Source organism: Rheinheimera hassiensis (genome assembly GCF_022436675.1).
GTDB lineage: Bacteria > Pseudomonadota > Gammaproteobacteria > Enterobacterales > Alteromonadaceae > Alishewanella > Alishewanella hassiensis.
Window position 1 is genome coordinate 119,087 of the sequence record NZ_JAKUJZ010000007.1, and the last position, 17,923, is coordinate 137,009.

The window sequence follows — 17,923 nt, forward strand, 5'->3', positions numbered from 1 at the left end:
GGGAAATGGACAACATTATCAGTTTAATCGCACGCTTAGGGGCAGACAGTCAACTACGCTATAACACTGAATCTGCATTTGAGCAGACTGGTTTGGTGTTATCAGAAGCCGAAACGTTAATTAGCCAAGGCAATATTGAGGAGTTGGAAATGCTGCTCGATGTAAGGCATAAAATTGTTTGTATGGTTTTTCCTGTTGAAGAGCCTAAAGATCAACCTAACCAACCTGCTGACGATGACGAGCCGGGTGATATGAAGGTGCGTGTAGCTGTTTGACCTGCTCAGATTTATGGTCTTTTTTGTACGGCAAATATTTTGGGGGGCAATATTCTTGCTTGCCCCTAATTTTCTTTATGCGACAGAACCTCCTCCTGAGAAAGGCTATTTGCCTCAGCTTGAGAAAGTTGATGATTTAAGACTATCAAATTTTAAAGCCTTTCAGCATGAACTAAAGAGACTAGATGAATATAGCTCCAGGTTTGATGCAGATGAATCTGATTACCTGAACTTACTAAAGGCCAGCGAAGCAACATTGCTTAGCAATTATCATGAAACGCCAGCCTTGCTACAAAACCTGCTGTATCGTCCTGCGAATGATGTGCTTCGGATCCGAGCTCTGGCATTGTTGGTAAATTCTTATGTTCTTGCTCAGAACTACGCTAATGCTTTTGAGTATTTTGAAATTTTATTGACAGAAGGACATCAGCTAACTGACGAAAAAGCACTGGTGCAACGTCTTGGCGTAATTGCGCTGCTATACATTAAGTTAGAAAAGTTTGATCTAGCCCAGTATTACTTGCGAGATATCCACTCCTTAGCTTTATCGGACATCAACCTTTGTCGTTTGTATACCCAAAAAATTGAAGCAATGTCTGCTCAGGCTAAACAGCAGGATTTTGATAAAGAATCTGAGTTTGGTTTTAGTCTTTGTCAGCGTACCGGTGAGAAAATAGCGGCTGGTTTTATTATTGCCGAAATCGTTCGTTACAATGTTAATCAAAAGCACTTTGCAGTTGCAATAAACAGCTATGAAAACTATCGCGAAACACTTAATACAACAAATTACTCTTTTCTTGTAGCCAAGGTAAATGCGTTAGTATCACAAGCCTACTTTGCTGAGAACGACATGTCAAAAGCAGAGTCTTTGGCAAAAGAAGCGCTGCTATTTTCAGATACTCACCCTTTTAGTTTGCCTGTTATTTTGGCTGCTAAGTCGCTGTATGAAATAGCTAAATATCAAAAAAAATTTCAAGAATCACTAAAATATCTTGAGTTATTAAACGCAGCTAAAACGTCGTATGAAAAAGAGTTATCTTCACAGCTTCTGGCTTATCACCTGGCTCGGGGAGAAATTGAAGTGAAGAATCAACGTATAGCGCTGTTAGATAAAGACAACGAGTTACTATCATTACAAAGAAACATATACGCGCAAGAGGTTCGGCAGCACAGGTTACTTATGTTGTTGCTATTTGTCGTGCTGCTTATCGCTAGTTTTATAGCCTATCGAGGCATGTCCGGTCGTAAACGCTTTAAAAAAATTGCTGAGTTTGACCAATTAACCGGTATCAGTAACCGTTATCATTTTAACAATTTGGCTAAAGTTGCACTGGATTACTGCGAGCTTAACGCTAAACCCGCTGCACTAATCCTGTTTGACCTGGATTACTTTAAAACTATCAATGACAACTACGGCCATGCTATCGGAGATTGGGCACTGCAACAGGTGGTAAAAACCTGTCGTAATTTTATGCGCAATAATGATGTATTTGGCCGTATTGGCGGGGAAGAGTTTGCTGTGGTGTTGCCGGGCTGCCATGCCGATAAAGCCGCATTACTGGCAGAGATATGCCGTGATGCTATTTCTACTATAGATACGACAGAAAGTGGTTATACGTTCCCGATTAGTGCCAGTTTTGGTGTCAGCTCTTCCGATATATCGGGCTATCAGCTTAAACAGTTGTTAGCTGATGCAGATCTGGCAATGTACAGAGCCAAGCAATCAGGACGGGATCAGATTGCAACTTATACTCACCTTATAGATAAAGCGGACTAAAAATTTATTGTCGTTGTGTATTATAACGTTACTGTAGTAGTTGTAATTCTTTACAGCCGGGTGCAGGATGGTACTTAAATTCTGATTTAATTTAAAACCTTTCACTGTGATATAACAATTATACAGGGACTAACAATGAATAAAGTAATTAGCTTGCTTGAAACTTTGGGGCAGAATGCTGCGTTACAGAGCCTGGATACTGCAGCTTTACAAAAAGTATTTAACCCGTTGGATATGGATGTTCAGGTGCAGCAGGCTATCTTGAGCAGGGATCACGTTCAGTTAGAAGCCTTATTACAAGTGCGGAACAAAGTGATATGTGCAATTTGCCCCGCAGAAGAACCGCCACAAGATGTGCCAGAGAATGACGACGAGACTGAGGAAAAGTCATCGGTTGCCGCTAACTTTTAGATTGGCTCAGCCACTGCTAATTAAACTTATAAAACCAGCATTGATAATCTTTGCTGGTTTTGTTGCTATTGCACCAGCCAGTGAAATGACCGAGCGACTGGACGCATTGGATGATCTTAAAGTCGTTAATGTAGCGCAGTTCAGTGAAAAACTGGCAGTTATTGCTGAAAACGCCGGGAAGCTGACACAGTATGAATACGACTATTTAGAGTTACTGCAAAGCTATGAAATGTCGCTGCGTGGTGATTTCGACGGAGCAGCAGCGTTGCTGGAGTCAATGCTAGCCCGTGATACTGAACCGGAAATTGTTTTTCGGGTTAAAGCACTGTTGGTGAATGTGTTTGCAGTAACCAGAAATTACCGCAATGCGTTTTCTTATCTTGAACAAATAAGCCGTGAAGTTCAGTCTGTAACATCAACCCGGGCAAAAGAGCACGGCCTGAGCGTACTGGCTTATACTTATAATCAGCTGTCAGAGTTTGATATTGCCAGGTTTTATGCTCAGGTATTGATCGATAGCGCAACATCAGAAAAAACACTGTGTCATGCCAGACATCATTTAATCGAATCGTTGTATGGGTTAGGGCAATGGGAGCTTTTCAGCACTATGGTGGAATCATCAGTAAGCCATTGTGTTGATAACCGGGAGCTGATTTTTGCTAACCTTATCCGCCTTAAATACTTTAACTATTTATTACAGACAGAACAGTACCGGCAGGCTGACAAGTATTATGATTCATTCATAGATTCAGTTACTAAAACAAATTACCCATTTCTGCTGGCAGGAGTTTTAGGAGCAGGAGCGCAAAACAGTCTGGCCCTGGCAGAATACAACATTGCAGAAGAGCGGGCTAATCGCACCTTACAGCACTCGGGCGCTTCAGAGTTTAGCTTACCGGTGTTAAATGCTTATTATGTGTTATACCAGGTTAACTATACACGGCAAAATTTCAATAAGGCATTGGAATATCATGTAAAGTATACTTCTGCTCTAAAAGCGAATAGCGATGACCGCTTTGTAAGACAACAAGCCTATCACGTTGCTAAAGCGGAAATAGAAGTGAAAGATCAGCGCTTAGCCTTACTCGATAAAGATAACGAATTACTTTTTTTACAAAAAAACCTGTATCAGCAAGAAGTAAAACAAAACCGCCTTATTATGCTGTTGCTACTGCTAATTGTAGCTTTGGCCAGTTTTATGGCATACCGCGGTATGTCCGGGCGTAGTCGCTTTAAAAAAATTGCCGAATATGATCAGTTAACCGGTATTAGTAACCGTTATCACTTTAACAACCAGGCCAGAGTAGCGCTGGACTATTGTGAGCTGGATGCCAAACCTGCAGCACTGATTTTATTTGACCTGGATCACTTTAAAAATATAAACGATCGATGCGGCCACGCCACAGGCGATTGGGCACTGCAGCAGGTGGTAAAAACCTGCCGTAATTTTATGCGCAATAATGATGTATTTGGCCGCATTGGCGGGGAAGAGTTTGCTGTCGTGTTGCCGGGTTGCCATGCGGATAAAGCTGCATTGATGGCCGAGATATGCCGTGATGCCATTGCCACTATAGATACTAAAGCCAGCGGTTGTACGTTTCCTCTTAGTGCCAGTTTTGGTGTCAGCTCTTCCGATACGTCTGGCTATCAGCTTAAACAGCTACTGGCTGATGCTGATCTGGCAATGTACAAAGCGAAGCAGTCCGGGCGGGATCAGGTATCAATGTATACAGAAGAGCTGGGCTGATTTACTGTGTCACAAGCGTCAGGTTTGGCTGAGTGCGTTAACTGCGGTAGAATCAGTGCATTATGACAACCCGGAGCTGGCGCATGGCGCAACTATCTACCCAACACGTCCAACTGCTGCAACATGGCGATTTTTTGCAACTCACTCTTTCAAACCCTGATGGCTTGCCATCATCACAGTTTTCATTACCTGATGGCACAGCGGTCAGGATTTTCGATACAGGCGTAATATGTTTTGAGCCGGCACTTTGTGAAAGCAATACCAAAGATATCGTTCTGTCCTGTGGCGTACACGGCAATGAAACGGCGCCGATAGAGATTTGCGCTGAGCTGGTAAAAGACCTGCTAACCGGCCAACTTCAACTTAAACATCGCTTGTTAGTGCTGTTTGGCAACCCTGCCGCGATAAATGCCGGTACACGCGAAATTATCGAAAACCTAAACAGGCTATTTTCCGGTCACCATAGCATGGGCGCGGGCCTGATTAACGCTGAGCGTAAGCGCGCTAAGGCGTTGGAAGAGTACGTCAGTCGTTTCTATCAAGAGATACGCGTAACCAGTGCGGTGCCGCGTAACCGTTATTTATATGATTTACACACTGCTATCCGTGGCTCCCGTTTTGAAAAATTTGCCGTGTATCCGTTCTTGCATAATAAGCCGTGGCAAAAGGCCGAGTTTGAGTTTTTACAGGCCTGTGATGTCACGACAGTGCTGTTAATGCAAACGCCGGCGTCTACCTTCAGTTACTACGCGTCTAACAGCCATGGTGCCGATGCCTTTACCATTGAGCTGGGCAAGGTAAAGCCGTTTGGCCAGAACGATATGCAACGTTTTGCCAAAGCGCGTGCTGCGCTGCGCCAATTGGTTGGCGAAGACGCGGTGAGCACAGTTCATTTTGACGAGCAGCAATTTCAGCTGTATCAAGTGTATCGCGCGATCAATAAACAAACGCAGGAGTTTAAACTGCACTTTGCGGATGATGTAGAAAATTTTACTGCTTATCCGCAAGGCACCTTGCTGGCGACAGACGGTGATATTGAGTACAGAGTAGAGCGCGAAGGTGAAGCCATTATTTTCCCCAATGCCAAAGTGGCCATAGGTCAGCGCGCTATGCTGATGGTGGTGCCCACTACGGTGGCGCACAATATCGCTTAACGGCTTATTCCCACAGTAAACTGCTGTAAAGAGTAAATTTAAGCTGACAGTCGTTCGAGCTGCTTGCCGGGCCAAACCCGGCCGGCGGTTGCAATGCAGTTTACGTAAAGGTAAAGTTGCCGCCGATAATAATCAGAACACACCGGTGCCGGTTAACGCCAGGCACAAAACGGGGAGAGCGGTTAAAACCGCTATACTGGACGGTAGAAGCTAAGTTCCGCCAGCCTGATACCAAGGCCGGGTTGGCGGAGCTGCCACCTGTCTGACACGTATAACAAACAAGAGACACCCTATGACTAACCCAAATAACGCCACCATTACCACGGTGCACACTGCGGAGTTTACCGCCGGTGATGCGTTAAAAATTCCTACACTACGCATTTTACGTGACGATGGCAGCTTGTACGAAGGTGCTGTAGCGCCGGAGTTGGATAAAGCTACCGCCATTAAAATGTACGATACCATGGTGTTTACCCGCGTACTGGATGAGCGCATGTTAGCCGCCCAGCGTCAGGGCCGTATCAGCTTTTATATGCAATGTTTAGGCGAAGAGGCCACTACGGTGGGTAGCGCAGCGGCATTGACAGAGCAAGATATGATCATGGCGCAGTATCGCGAACAGGGCGCATTGCGTTATCGTGGTTTTACGCTGGAGCAGTTTATGAACCAGCTGTTTTCCAACGAAAAAGATTTGGGTAAAGGTCGGCAGATGCCGGTGCATTACGGCAGTAAAGACATTTACTATATGACCATTTCGTCACCGCTGGGCACACAGATACCCCAGGCCAGTGGTTATGCCTATGCGCAAAAGCTGCGCGGTTTACCTAACACCACTATTTGTTACTTCGGTGAAGGTGCGGCCTCAGAAGGTGATTTCCACGCCGGATTAAATATGGCGGCGGTACACAAGGCGCCGGTAATTTTCTTCTGTCGTAACAATGGCTATGCCATTTCTACGCCGGCCAGTGAGCAGTTTGTTGGTGATGGTATTGCCTGCCGTGCAGTCGGTTACGGTATGAAAGCGCTGCGGGTAGATGGCGCTGACATTTTAGCGGTGTACCAGGCCACTAAAATGGCACGTGACCACGCACTTAAGCATAACGAGCCGGTGTTAATTGAATCTATTGCTTACCGTTTAGGTGCACATTCCTCGTCTGACGATCCAAGTGGTTACCGCTCAAAAGAAGAAGAAGAAAAGTGGCGCCAGAACGACCCTATTGCCCGTTTCCGTTTATGGCTGGTAGAAAAAGGCTGGTTGAACGAAGCCGACGATAAAGCCACTATTGAAGCGCTGCGCAGCGAAATTCTCGATGCGTTAAAAGTGGCGGAAAAAGTGGCCAAGCCTGGCATAGAGCACCTTATTTCTGATGTTTACGCCGAGCCAATACCGGCATTACAACAACAATTAGATGAATTAAAAGCGCATATCCGTAATTATCCGGAAGCGTATCCGGTAACGGCGGGGAGACTGGACTAATGGCAAAAATGAACATGTTGCAGGCCATTAATAATGCGCTTGATTTAGCCATGGCCAAAGACGACAGCGTAGTGTGTTTTGGTGAAGACGTGGGCCACTTTGGTGGTGTGTTTCGTGCCACCAGCAAACTGCAGGAAAAATACGGCAAAGCACGCTGCTTTAATACGCCGTTAACCGAGCAGGGCATTGCCGGTTTTGCTAACGGTATGGCAGCTCAGGGTATGAAGCCGGTGGCGGAAATTCAGTTTGCCGACTATATCTTCCCGGCCTTTGACCAGATCGTTAACGAAACGGCCAAGTTCCGCTACCGCTCCGGTAATGAGTTTAATGTCGGTGGTTTGGTGTTCAGAAGCCCATACGGTGGTGGTATTGCCGGTGGCCATTATCACAGCCAGTCACCGGAAGCCTATTTTGCCCATACCCCGGGTTTAAAAGTGGTGATCCCGCGCGATCCTTATCAGGCTAAAGGCCTGCTGTTAGCCTCTATTGCCTGCCCGGATCCGGTTATTTTCTTTGAACCGAAAAAGCTGTACCGCGCCTCCACCGGCGAAGTGCCGGAAGAGTACTACGAAATTGAACTGGGCAAAGCCGAGGTAACACAACAAGGTAAAGACATTACTGTGCTGGCCTGGGGTGCGCAGATGGAAATTGTGCAAAAAGCAGTTGAGATGGCCGAAAAAGACGGCATTTCCTGTGAAGTGATAGACCTGCGTAGCATATTGCCATGGGATGCCGATACCGTAGCGACGTCGGTGAAGAAAACCGGCCGGTTGGTCATTAACCACGAAGCGCCGTTGACCGGAGGTTTTGCCGGTGAAATTGCCGCTACTATCCAAAAAATGTGTTTCCTGCATCTGGAAAGCCCGATTGAACGGGTCTGTGGTATGGACACGCCATACCCGCTGGCGCTGGAAAAAGAGTATGTGGCGGATCATTTAAAAACCTACGAAGCGATAAAACGCTCAGTTAACTTTTAACGGAGGCAGTGATGAAAAAAGATTTTATTCTGCCGGATATCGGTGAAGGTATAGTTGAGTGTGAAATTGTTGACTGGCTGGTTGCCGAAGGTGACACCATCAGCGAAGATCAACCGGTATGCGATGTGATGACCGACAAAGCGCTGGTGCAAATTCCGGCCGTGCATAACGGTGTAGTGTCAAAGTTGTATTACGCCAAAGGCGATATTGCCAAAGTGCATGCGCCGCTGTTTGAAATGCAACTGGCTGGCACTGATGACGCAGTGGTTGCAGCGCAGCCGAAAGCTGTTGCTGCGCCAGAGGCTGAGGTGTCTGCGGGTAGCGAAGATTTTATTTTGCCCGATATTGGCGAAGGCATTGTTGAGTGTGAAATTGTCGACTGGTTAGTTAATGAAGGCGATGACATTGCCGAAGATCAGCCGGTATGTGATGTGATGACCGACAAAGCGCTGGTGCAAATTCCGGCCAAATACTCAGGTAAAGTCACTAAACTGTATTACGCCAAAGGCGAGATTGCCAAAGTGCATGCGCCGCTGTTTGCTATGCAACATGCCGGTCTGGCATCCGCGCCGCAGGCTGCTGCTGTAACGCCAACTGCTGCGCCGGCTAAAGCTGCCTGTGCACTACAGCAAAAAAATGACGCTGTTAGCACTAATACCAGCTCTAATGGTAAAGCTCTGGCCAGCCCGGCGGTACGTCGTTTAGCCCGCGAGCTGAGTATTGATATCAGCAAAGTAGCGGGCAGCGGTGACAAAGGCCGTGTATATAAAGACGATGTACGTGCTTTTGCTGATGGCAAAGCACCGACCCCTGCATCAACGGGTAATGCAGCAAACGCAAGCAGCACCACAGCCTCTGCAACTGTAACATCAGGCAGTAGCCCTACCGAGCCGATTAAAGGCATCAAAGCGGCTATGGCCCGGCAGATGGTAGAGTCGGTTTCTACCATTCCGCATTTTACCTACTGTGAAGAGATTGATTTAACCGAACTGATAGCACTGCGCGCCGGCTTAAAAGACCAGTATGCCAAGCAGGGTGTAAAGCTGACCATGATGCCGTTTTTTATAAAGGCCTTGTCGCTGGCGATTAATCAGTTCCCGATTATGAATGCCAAAGTGAACCAGGACTGCACTGAGTTGACCTATTTTGACGATCACAATATCGGCATAGCAGTAGACTCGAAAATTGGTTTACTGGTGCCGAATATCAAAGGTTGTCAGCGTAAATCTATTATTGATATTGCTAACGATTTAACCCGCTTAACCGAGCAAGCCCGTGAAGGCCGTGTCAGCCCGGCCGATTTAAAAGGCGGTACTATCAGTATCTCTAATATCGGCGCCATTGGCGGCACTGTTGCTACGCCCATTATCAATAAGCCGGAGCTGGCGATAGTAGCACTGGGTAAGGTGCAAACCTTGCCACGCTTTAATGCTAAAGGTGAGGTGGAAGCACGCCAACTAATGCAAATCAGCTGGTCGGGCGATCATCGGGTTATCGACGGTGGCACCATAGCGCGCTTTACCAACCTGTGGAAACAGTATCTGGAGCAACCTTCAGCCATGCTGGTAGCAATGCGCTGACAGACAACCGTTTGTACTTGGCAGCTAAGCTGCTTTCTGCTAAAACCCACTCATTGTAGTGGGTTTTTTTATTTTCTTTGCTCAGAGACAGCTATGCACGAATTTGATGATTTACGGGTACTGGTGCAGGCACACAGCCCGCTGATTGTAATTGAAAGTTATGAAGAACCCCGCGCGCTGTTGCTGATAAAACGGCTGGCGGTAAATTTAATGCGGCCGGTATTTAAATGGACCATCACCGAAGGCCTGCAGCGGCTGGATACTGAGCACAGTGCCCAGGCATTTAATGCGGATCCGACCAATTTGTTGGCGCAAATTAAAGCTACCCGCAACCCCGGCATCTTTGTGTTGTGCGATTTCCATCCGTTTTTAGCCGAGCCTAAGCATGTACGCTATATCAAGGAAATCGCTCAGGCGCATGAGCAACTGGGCCACACTATTATGCTGTTAAGCCACGCGATAGCGGTGCCGTCTGAGTTGGCCCGTTTTTGTTATCGCTTTGAGCTAAGCTTGCCGTCAGATCAACAAATCCGCCAGTTAGTGCATGAAATGGCCGATAGCTATACGGTTAAACAGGGCATAACGGCAGAGCTGACACCGGATAATCTGACGCTGTTGGTACAAAATCTGCGTGGTTTAACCTTTGAAGAGGTAAAGCGTTTAGCCTACAAAGCCATTGCTGATGATGGTGCTGTTACTGCCGCAGATATTCCGCGGATTAACCGTGCCAAGTTCAGCTTGCTACAAACCGACGGTGTGCTGTCGCAGGTATTTGACAGCGTTAGCTTTAACAACGTGATTGGCCTGGCCAGCCTTAAACATTGGATAGCGCAGCGCCATCAGGCCTTTGTGGCGCAGCAAGCCGACACGCCCAAAGGGCTGTTGCTAACCGGGGTGCAAGGCACCGGCAAAAGTCTGGCGGCCAAAGCCATTGCCGGCAGTTGGGGCTTGCCGCTGCTGCGGTTGGATATGGCCGGACTGTATAACAAATACATTGGCGAAACAGAGAAAAACCTCGCCCAGGCGCTGGCGCTTGCAGACGCGATGTCGCCCTGTGTGTTATGGATAGATGAAATTGAAAAAGGCTTGTCCGGTGGCGATAGCGATAACGGCGTTACCCGGCGTTTGCTGGGCAGTTTCCTGACCTGGTTATCTGAGCGTAAGTCGCAGGTTTTTCTGGTTGCCACGGCGAATAACATTCATGAACTGACACCGGAGCTGCTGCGTAAAGGCCGCTTCGATGAAATTTTCTTTGTTGATTTACCCACTGAAGAAGAATGCTTGCAGCTGCTTAAACTGCACCTGGCAAAACGCCAGCTTAGCTTAACTGACGAGGCGCTGCAGTCGGCGCTGGCGCTAGGCCGTGGCTTCTCCGGCGCGGAATTAGAGCAGGCAGTAGTCGGAGCCGGTTTCCGTGCCCGTGCAGACAACGCGGAATTCAGCCTGGCTCATCTGGTCACTGAGCTTTCTGCTACCCAGCCGCTATCGGTGGTAATGGCAGAGCAGGTGAATGCACTGCGCCAATGGGCGCTTGAACGCTGCGTTAAGGCCTAGTGCTGATGCAATATAAGAACCAGCTGCGAAACTTCTATATTCCGGAAGAGCAGTCAATTTATCTGCTTAACGCCAATGACGCAAAAAAGCTGAAAGATTGGGTAGCGCTGTGTATTTCTGAGCTGGAAAAACTGGGTTACAGCCAAATAGAGCTGATAGGTAAGGGCGCCTATGGCTTTGCCTTTGCCGGATTGGATGGCGGCGGCCAGGCCTGTGTGTTTAAGTTTTCACGCATTAATTTGCCGCAGCATATTCAGGATCGACTGGCCGATGAAGCTTATATGTTGTCGCAGGTGCAACACCCGAATGTACCACGCTATATCACCTATCAGGTGGTAAAGAAGCAGGGTATTTTGATGATGCAACGCGGCAAGGGCATGGATTTGGAGCATTACAGCTTAAAGCATGGCCGTTTAAGCGCCAGGCTGTTAATGGATATTGCCTGCCAGTTGGCTGACGTACTGCTGGCGCTGCGTAGCCATGTTAAAGACGGTGAGTTAATACCAATAGTGCACGGCGACGTTAAGCCGTCGAATCTAGTGTTTGACGAGCAAAGCGGCCTGGTCAGTTTAATTGATTGGGGCTCGTCGGTGTTTGCCCAGCTTGATGCACAGGGCCAGTATTTATCCAACAACGTGATGCAGCTGATGTCGGCAGACTTACAAAGCACCAATGCACGGATGGGCGATGTGTATTTTATCGGCCCGGAACAGCGCAGCGGTGCTTTGTCCAGCCCGCGCTTTGACGAGCAGGGCGTTGCCGGCACTTTGTATGCGCTGGCATCCGGCCAGTCTTGCCGTTTTGGTAGTAAAGCGATACCTGCACGTAGCCTCGGCTTGCCGGTCGAGTTTGCTACGATGCTGGACAGTATGCTGTCAGACGATGCCATGCTGCGCGCTCAGGCCGGCGATTATTTTTTACAGCAAATGCCCAGGTTAAAGCATCTGGTGCTGCCGCCCCTGCCGCTGTTTGATGAAGCGCCGCTGTTGCCGGTATGGGTAAGCCCGCAGGTGCGGGAGCTGGATACCGTGGTTTATTCTTCGCGTAAGTCGTTTTTGCGTGAGCACAGTGAAGAAGAAGGCATTGCGTATGTCGATGATGTGCAACTGGAGCGCTATTACAAAAATTATTTGCAGGGCATGGGCGAAACAGAAAAAGCCTTTGTTGCTGCTGTTAGCCGGCTGGCGCGCTTCCCGGTGGTAGGTGGCCTCGCCATTCACTGGCAAGCCGGTGGTGTTTATATAGATTCCAGCCTGAATTTGTATGATGAACGTTTAGCACAGTCTTTTGCTTTGTCGGTAAATAATGTGGTTACGCTGGCCCGTGCTATTGCCAAAGTAGGTATTTTTAAAGCCTGTTTATTTAACGCCCGCAATACCATTCATATCAGCAGAGATAGCGTTAGCGAGCCATTCACAGCACCGCCGGATGCGGCTATTCCTTATCAATTAGCGCCGGTGTTAAGTAATGAAGATGCCAGTAAGCAGCACTCATACTTTGAAGATGGTAAAGACCCGGACGAGCAACTGATATTGCCGAATGCCATTATGGACGATATTGCTAAGCTGAACTTAATTCGGCACACCGGCTGTATTATTTTTGAAGTAACCACCTTGTATATGAAGGTTCACAGTTATTATCGCTTGCTCGACCCGGTTGCGGAGCCTGAGTTTAAGCGTTTATTGCACAGTATTTTGCATAAAGTGTCGCTGATAAGCGGAGAGGGCGTCGGCGGTTTTATGAAATTGCCTTACAAGGACACGCGCTTTTTCAGCCATCAGGCGCAGCAACCGGTGTGTTACTATCCGTCAAATCCACATAAAATAACTAGCTGACAGCTGGCTAACTGTATAAATCTCAGCCAAACAGGCTCAGTCCACAGCTAAAACAGCTCAGGCGGGGAAATCTTTGCCCTGAAGTGGTTTAAATTCTCGGGTAAAACGAGTAATGTACGGGTTTTGAGCATTAGTCAGAAACCTATACTTCATGTCTACCGATAAAACCGCGTTATATCGTTTGCTAAACCAGCAGGCGCAGGCGTTGATCGACGGCGAAACCGATCTGATTGCCAATATGGCAAACCTCAGTGCATTGTTATTTAATCAGCTGCCGGAGTTAAACTGGGCTGGCTTTTATATTATACGCGCAGGTGAATTAGTGTTAGGGCCATTTCAGGGCCAGGTTGCCTGTGTGCGTATTGCTGTAGGAAAGGGTGTTTGCGGCACAGCTGTGGCGACCGGGCAAGTGCAACTGGTAAAAGATGTGCACGAATTTCCGGGCCATATTGCCTGTGATGCCGCCAGTAACTCTGAAATTGTGTTACCGCTGCGCCACAACGGCGAGATTATCGCGGTGCTGGATATAGACAGCCCCAGCCTGGCACGGTTTGACGCAGAAGATAAAGCCGGGCTGGAACAGTTAATTGAATTGTTTGAGCAGCACCTGGCTGTAACACTATGAAAGATACTATTTCTATTCACGACTATTTGTTCGACCAGGCAGATATCGGTGACTGGGAAGGTGAAGAAGAACTGGTAACTGATAAGATAAACGCTGTTTATCATGCTGTATGGCAAAGTTTACCCGAGGATATCAGCAGCACTCAGGTTGAGCAGTTATTACCCGCTATCTGGGATGAACTGCGCGGCGGCACTGTGCTGTTGGAAGCGGACGAAGATGAACTAATAGATTGGGCGTTGGCTTATGTTCGCCAACAGCTGGAAGAAGGCAAGCCGAATGCGGATGCCGCAGATGAAGAAGAGTGAAGCGTTAATGACCACCCCAACTGAACAAAATGTAAAAGCGGCAACAGTAAAAGATGTACTGGCGTATCTTGCCACACAGTTTCCAGCATGTTTTAGCCTGACCGGCGAAGCCAAACCTCTGAAAGTTGGTATTTTTCAGGACTTGGCAGGTCGCTTGCAAAGCGATGCTACTGTCAGTAAAACCCAGTTACGTCAGGCACTGAGAATTTATACTTCCAGCTGGCGTTATCTGGAAGCAACTAAAGAGGGTGTTACCCGGATAGATTTAGATGGTGTAGCCGGTGAGCCGATTGACGCTTCTCAAGCCGAACATGCCAGAAAATTACTGGATGAAAGTAAGGCTAAAGCGGCTGAAAAGCGCAAAGCTAAACTGGCTGAAGCTAAGGCCAAAAATCCTCAGCCAGTAACAACAGACAAACCTGCTTACAAAAAAACACCGAACAAAAAAGCAATTCTTCCCTCTAAAGGCACTAAGGTTAATCAGAAACCTGTTTCTCAATCACAGACAGACAATGCTCCTGTACCAGCAACTGCCTTGCAGCCGGTGGTAACAGGCCAGGTTATAGTTGGTAGTAAAGTGCTGATAAAACTTGGACAAAATCCAATGCCGGCAACGGTATTGGAAGTACACAAAGACGATGTGACTGTGCAACTGGGTTCTGGTATGGTTGTGAAAACACGTCAGGACAGTTTGTTTTTGGCCTGAACAACACAGAGTAGCTTATGAAAAAACATTCAGCACTAGCAATTGCACTTCTTATAGCCTTTGGCCTTAATGCCGCTCCTGATGCAGCACAAGAGCCTTTGGTACTGCCCACTATGGCGCAGGATACACAACATGCCACTGCCAGTAAGCGGATTGCCGCACTGTTCACCCGTGGCCATTACACAAATGTGCAATTGGATGATGCACTGTCCTCCAGAATGTTTGATACCTATGTTAAAAACCTCGATTACTACCGTAACGTATTAACTAAAGCCGATGTTGAAAGCTTTGAGAAATACCGCGATCAGTTTGATGATGGTATTAACAAAGGTAACCTGAGTTTTGCTTTCGATATGTTCAACATTACGTTAAAGCGACGCTCAGAACGTTTCGACTACGCTCTGCAACTGCTTGATAAAGGCTTTGATTTTACCGTTGAAGATCAGTACGCCTATGATCGTGAAGACGCAGCCTGGCCAGCCAATGACGCTGAGCTAAATGAAATTTGGCGGCAAAGAGTTAAATTCGATGCGCTGAACCTAAAATTGGCAGGCAAAGAAGCAGAAGAAGTTAACACTATTCTGGCTAAGCGCTATCGCAGCACACAGAAACGTCTGGCACAAACCGAAAGTGAAGATGTATTTCAACTGGTAATGAATTCTTTTGCCCGCAGCATTGAAGCTCACACCTCTTATTTATCGCCCAGAAATGCCGATCGTTTTCAGCAAGAGATGAACCTGTCTCTTGAAGGTATCGGGGCAGTGTTGCGTGCCGATGAAGACTATACGGTGATACAAAGCCTGGTACCCGGCGGTCCGGCTGATTTAACGCAAAAGTTAAAACCGAAAGATAAAATTATCGGTGTGGCGCAGGATAAAACCGAATTTGTTGATGTTATCGGCTGGCGTCTGGATGATGTGGTCGATCTTATTAAAGGCCCCAAAGGTAGCACAGTGCGGCTGCAGGTGGTGGGTGCAAACGATATTGGCACCAGTCAGGCACAGGTTATTACTATAGTGCGCGACAAAATCCGGTTAGAAGACCGTGCAGCAAAAGCTGAAGTACTTAAGCCGGTGTTGTCTGAGCTGGATCAGAAAATCGGTGTGATCAGCATCCCTGGTTTTTATAATAACCTTGCTGACGATGTCAAAAAGCTGTTGGCTGAGTTAAATACAGAAAAAGTCGACGGCATTATTATCGATTTACGCGGCAATGGTGGGGGCTCCTTACAGGAAGCTACTTTACTGACAGGGTTATTTATTGACCGGGGGCCGGTAGTACAAATTCGCGAAGGCGATGGTAAGGTTTCAGTATCGCAAGATAATGACGGTGTCAGTTACTATGATGGCCCGTTAACCGTGGTGGTAGACCGTTACAGTGCTTCAGCTTCAGAGATTTTTGCTGCTGCTATGCAGGACTATGGCCGGGCGTTAATTGTTGGTGAGCAAACCTTTGGTAAAGGTACCGTGCAGCAACATCGCGGACTGGGACGTATTTACGATATGTTTGAAAGCCCGTTGGGCAGCGTACAATACACTATTGCTAAATTCTACCGTATTAACGGTGGCAGTACGCAGCACAAAGGCGTGATCCCTGATATTCAGTTCCCTACGGCAATAGATCCTGCCGAGTGGGGTGAGAGTAAAGAGGAATACGCCTTACCATGGGATTCGATTAATGCGGCAAACTACACCACATTAAATGATATTTCTCCGCTGATACCCACATTGCAGCAAAAACATCAGGCACGTATTAGTAAAGAAGTAGAATTTCAGTATCTGATGCAGGACATTGCTGACTATAAGCAGCAGATGAACGATAAAACGGTATCTTTGCGTGAAGCCAACCGCGTTACAGAACGTGATGAGAATAAAGCTAAGCAGTTGGTACGTACCAATGAGCGGCTAAAACGCCTGGGTTTACCAGAAGTCACGTCACTGGATGATGTACCGGAGCAGGTAGAGAAAATAGACGCGTTTTTGGAAGAGGCTGCCAGCATTACTGCAGATTTTAAAGCTGCAACCAGACTGGCTAAAAAATAAGCTCAAACTATAACACACCCTATAAGGCGGTATTCATTACCGCCTTTTGTTAATTTGAAAAACATAATAATTATAAAGGTTTAACTATGAGTGCACGCGGTGAATTTTCATCGAGGATTGGCTTTGTTCTGGCGGCATCAGGCTCTGCCGTTGGGCTTGGTAATATATGGGGCTTTCCTTCTCAGGTTGCCAGCAATGGCGGTGCTGCTTTTGTATTAATGTATCTAATCCTGGCTTTTTTACTGGCCTATCCGGTACTGATGGCCGAGTTATTGATTGGCCGTGCAACCAAGTCTAATGTAGTTGATGCGCTGGGGCAGATATCCAAAGGCCGGTCAGGGCGTTTTGTCGGCATCTGTGGCCTGATTACCGTATCACTAATCCTGGCTTTTTATGGCATAGTCGGTGGCTGGATGCTGGCCCATGCACTGGAAGCTCTTGCTAGCCTGGCGGGCTTTACTAGTCTGGCTCAGTGGCTTATTTCGTTTTCACTAAGCCGCAATATCATTTTTTGTGCACTGTTTATGTTTCTCACCGTTGGTATTGTCAGTGGTGGGGTTGTTAACGGTATTGAGCGTTGGTCTGTAAGACTGATGCCAACCCTGTTTGTTATTATGGTGTTGTTGTTTGCCTATGTTATGACTCAGCAAGGCGCGATGGAAGGGCTGAAAGTTTATCTTTTACCTGATTTTGCAGAAGCACTGAACCCGGATTTGCTGATTAGTGCGATGGGGCAGGCTTTTTTCTCTATGTCGCTGGGTGTTGGCACTATGCTGATTTATGGCTCTTATGTTAGCCAGAAAGAAAATCTACCCCGCTTAGGTGCTGCGGTATCTTTAGTTGATATTGGTGTGGCAGTATTAGCAGGTTTACTGATTATTCCTGCAATGTACGTTGCTTTGCATAACGGTGTGCAAATTTTCAGTGAAAGCGGGCAGTTATTAGCCGAAGATACGCTTATCTTTACTGTGTTGCCGTCATTATTCAGTACCATGGGTATGGTTGGGTTGCTGGTATCACTGGCTTTTTTTCTACTCATGTCTATCGCTGCGCTGACTTCATCTATCTCAATGCTGGAAGTTCCGGTGTCATACATGGTAGAGCACCGTAAAGTTGCCAGGCAAAAATCTGTTTGGGTAGTTGCTGCCATCATTTTTGCTGCCAGCCTCGTTATTATTTTCAACTTTGACAGCTTGTTCGGTTTTGTTATCACATTAACTACCCGTTACAGTCAGCCTTTACTTGGTCTGATGCTGTGTATATTTGCCGGTTGGGTATGGAAGCGTAATGAAATTTTGCAAGAGCTGAAGAAAGCAGACGAACATGCACAGTACCGCTGGTTCTGGCGGATCTGGCCATGGTACGTTAAGTTTGTCTGCCCACTGATTATAGTGGTGATGTTCTACCGGTCTTTGTAAGTTTCAGCTGACTAACATTTACAACAATAATAAAAGTGGG

The 17,923-nt window shown here is 47.1% G+C and carries 15 protein-coding genes; all 15 read left to right on the forward strand.

The features are described 5' to 3' along the window. Positions 1-5: 5 nt before the first annotated feature. The 15 genes from MJX74_RS15965 to MJX74_RS16035 all read left to right on the forward strand — a co-directional run bounded on the left by MJX74_RS15965 (position 6) and on the right by MJX74_RS16035 (position 17,883). Positions 6-275 (forward strand): hypothetical protein, encoded by a 270-nt coding sequence (locus tag MJX74_RS15965; RefSeq protein ID WP_240223949.1) that lies wholly within the window; start codon positions 6-8, stop codon positions 273-275. Between the two features lie 13 nt (positions 276-288). Then, positions 289-2,052: a GGDEF domain-containing protein gene (locus tag MJX74_RS15970; protein ID WP_240223950.1), complete on the forward strand. Its 1,764-nt coding sequence runs from the start codon at positions 289-291 to the stop codon at positions 2,050-2,052. Between the two features lie 135 nt (positions 2,053-2,187). Beyond that, entirely contained in the window at positions 2,188-2,463 is a 276-nt protein-coding gene (locus tag MJX74_RS15975; RefSeq protein WP_240223951.1) for a hypothetical protein, read from the forward strand. Between the two features lie 85 nt (positions 2,464-2,548). Continuing rightward, complete coding sequence (locus MJX74_RS15980) at positions 2,549-4,210, forward strand: GGDEF domain-containing protein (RefSeq protein WP_240223953.1); 1,662 nt, start codon at positions 2,549-2,551, stop codon at positions 4,208-4,210. Between the two features lie 83 nt (positions 4,211-4,293). Further along, positions 4,294-5,364 carry a succinylglutamate desuccinylase gene (astE, locus tag MJX74_RS15985; protein WP_240223955.1) on the forward strand — a complete coding sequence of 357 codons (1,071 nt, stop codon included), beginning with the start codon at positions 4,294-4,296 and terminating at the stop codon, positions 5,362-5,364. Positions 5,365-5,656: 292 nt separating this feature from the next. Next, positions 5,657-6,841, forward strand: a complete 1,185-nt coding sequence (locus tag MJX74_RS15990; RefSeq protein WP_240223956.1) for a thiamine pyrophosphate-dependent dehydrogenase E1 component subunit alpha — start codon at positions 5,657-5,659, stop codon at positions 6,839-6,841. Continuing rightward, positions 6,841-7,818 (forward strand): alpha-ketoacid dehydrogenase subunit beta, encoded by a 978-nt coding sequence (locus MJX74_RS15995; RefSeq protein WP_240223957.1) that lies wholly within the window; start codon positions 6,841-6,843, stop codon positions 7,816-7,818. The genes MJX74_RS15990 and MJX74_RS15995 overlap by 1 nt, the downstream gene beginning before the upstream one ends. Before the next feature lie 11 nt (positions 7,819-7,829). Then, on the forward strand, positions 7,830-9,398 hold the full coding sequence (locus tag MJX74_RS16000) for a dihydrolipoyllysine-residue acetyltransferase (protein WP_240223959.1): 1,569 nt from the start codon (positions 7,830-7,832) through the stop codon (positions 9,396-9,398). A gap of 93 nt (positions 9,399-9,491) precedes the next feature. Then, positions 9,492-10,952, forward strand: coding sequence for an AAA family ATPase (locus MJX74_RS16005; RefSeq protein ID WP_240223961.1), 1,461 nt, complete (start codon positions 9,492-9,494; stop codon positions 10,950-10,952). 5 nt (positions 10,953-10,957) lie between these two features. Then, complete coding sequence (locus MJX74_RS16010; protein ID WP_240223963.1) at positions 10,958-12,787, forward strand: protein kinase domain-containing protein; 1,830 nt, start codon at positions 10,958-10,960, stop codon at positions 12,785-12,787. Between the two features lie 151 nt (positions 12,788-12,938). Continuing rightward, positions 12,939-13,412: a GAF domain-containing protein gene (locus tag MJX74_RS16015; RefSeq protein WP_240223965.1), complete on the forward strand. Its 474-nt coding sequence runs from the start codon at positions 12,939-12,941 to the stop codon at positions 13,410-13,412. After that, complete coding sequence (locus MJX74_RS16020; protein ID WP_240223967.1) at positions 13,409-13,717, forward strand: hypothetical protein; 309 nt, start codon at positions 13,409-13,411, stop codon at positions 13,715-13,717. Before MJX74_RS16015 ends, MJX74_RS16020 begins: the two co-directional genes overlap by 4 nt. After that, positions 13,704-14,423 (forward strand): RNA chaperone ProQ, encoded by a 720-nt coding sequence (proQ, locus tag MJX74_RS16025; protein WP_240223969.1) that lies wholly within the window; start codon positions 13,704-13,706, stop codon positions 14,421-14,423. The genes MJX74_RS16020 and proQ overlap by 14 nt, the downstream gene beginning before the upstream one ends. A 17-nt stretch (positions 14,424-14,440) precedes the next feature. Further along, positions 14,441-16,465, forward strand: coding sequence for a carboxy terminal-processing peptidase (gene prc / locus MJX74_RS16030; RefSeq protein ID WP_240223971.1), 2,025 nt, complete (start codon positions 14,441-14,443; stop codon positions 16,463-16,465). An 86-nt stretch (positions 16,466-16,551) separates the two neighbouring features. Then, positions 16,552-17,883 carry a sodium-dependent transporter gene (locus MJX74_RS16035; RefSeq protein WP_240223973.1) on the forward strand — a complete coding sequence of 444 codons (1,332 nt, stop codon included), beginning with the start codon at positions 16,552-16,554 and terminating at the stop codon, positions 17,881-17,883. Positions 17,884-17,923 lie beyond the last annotated feature (40 nt).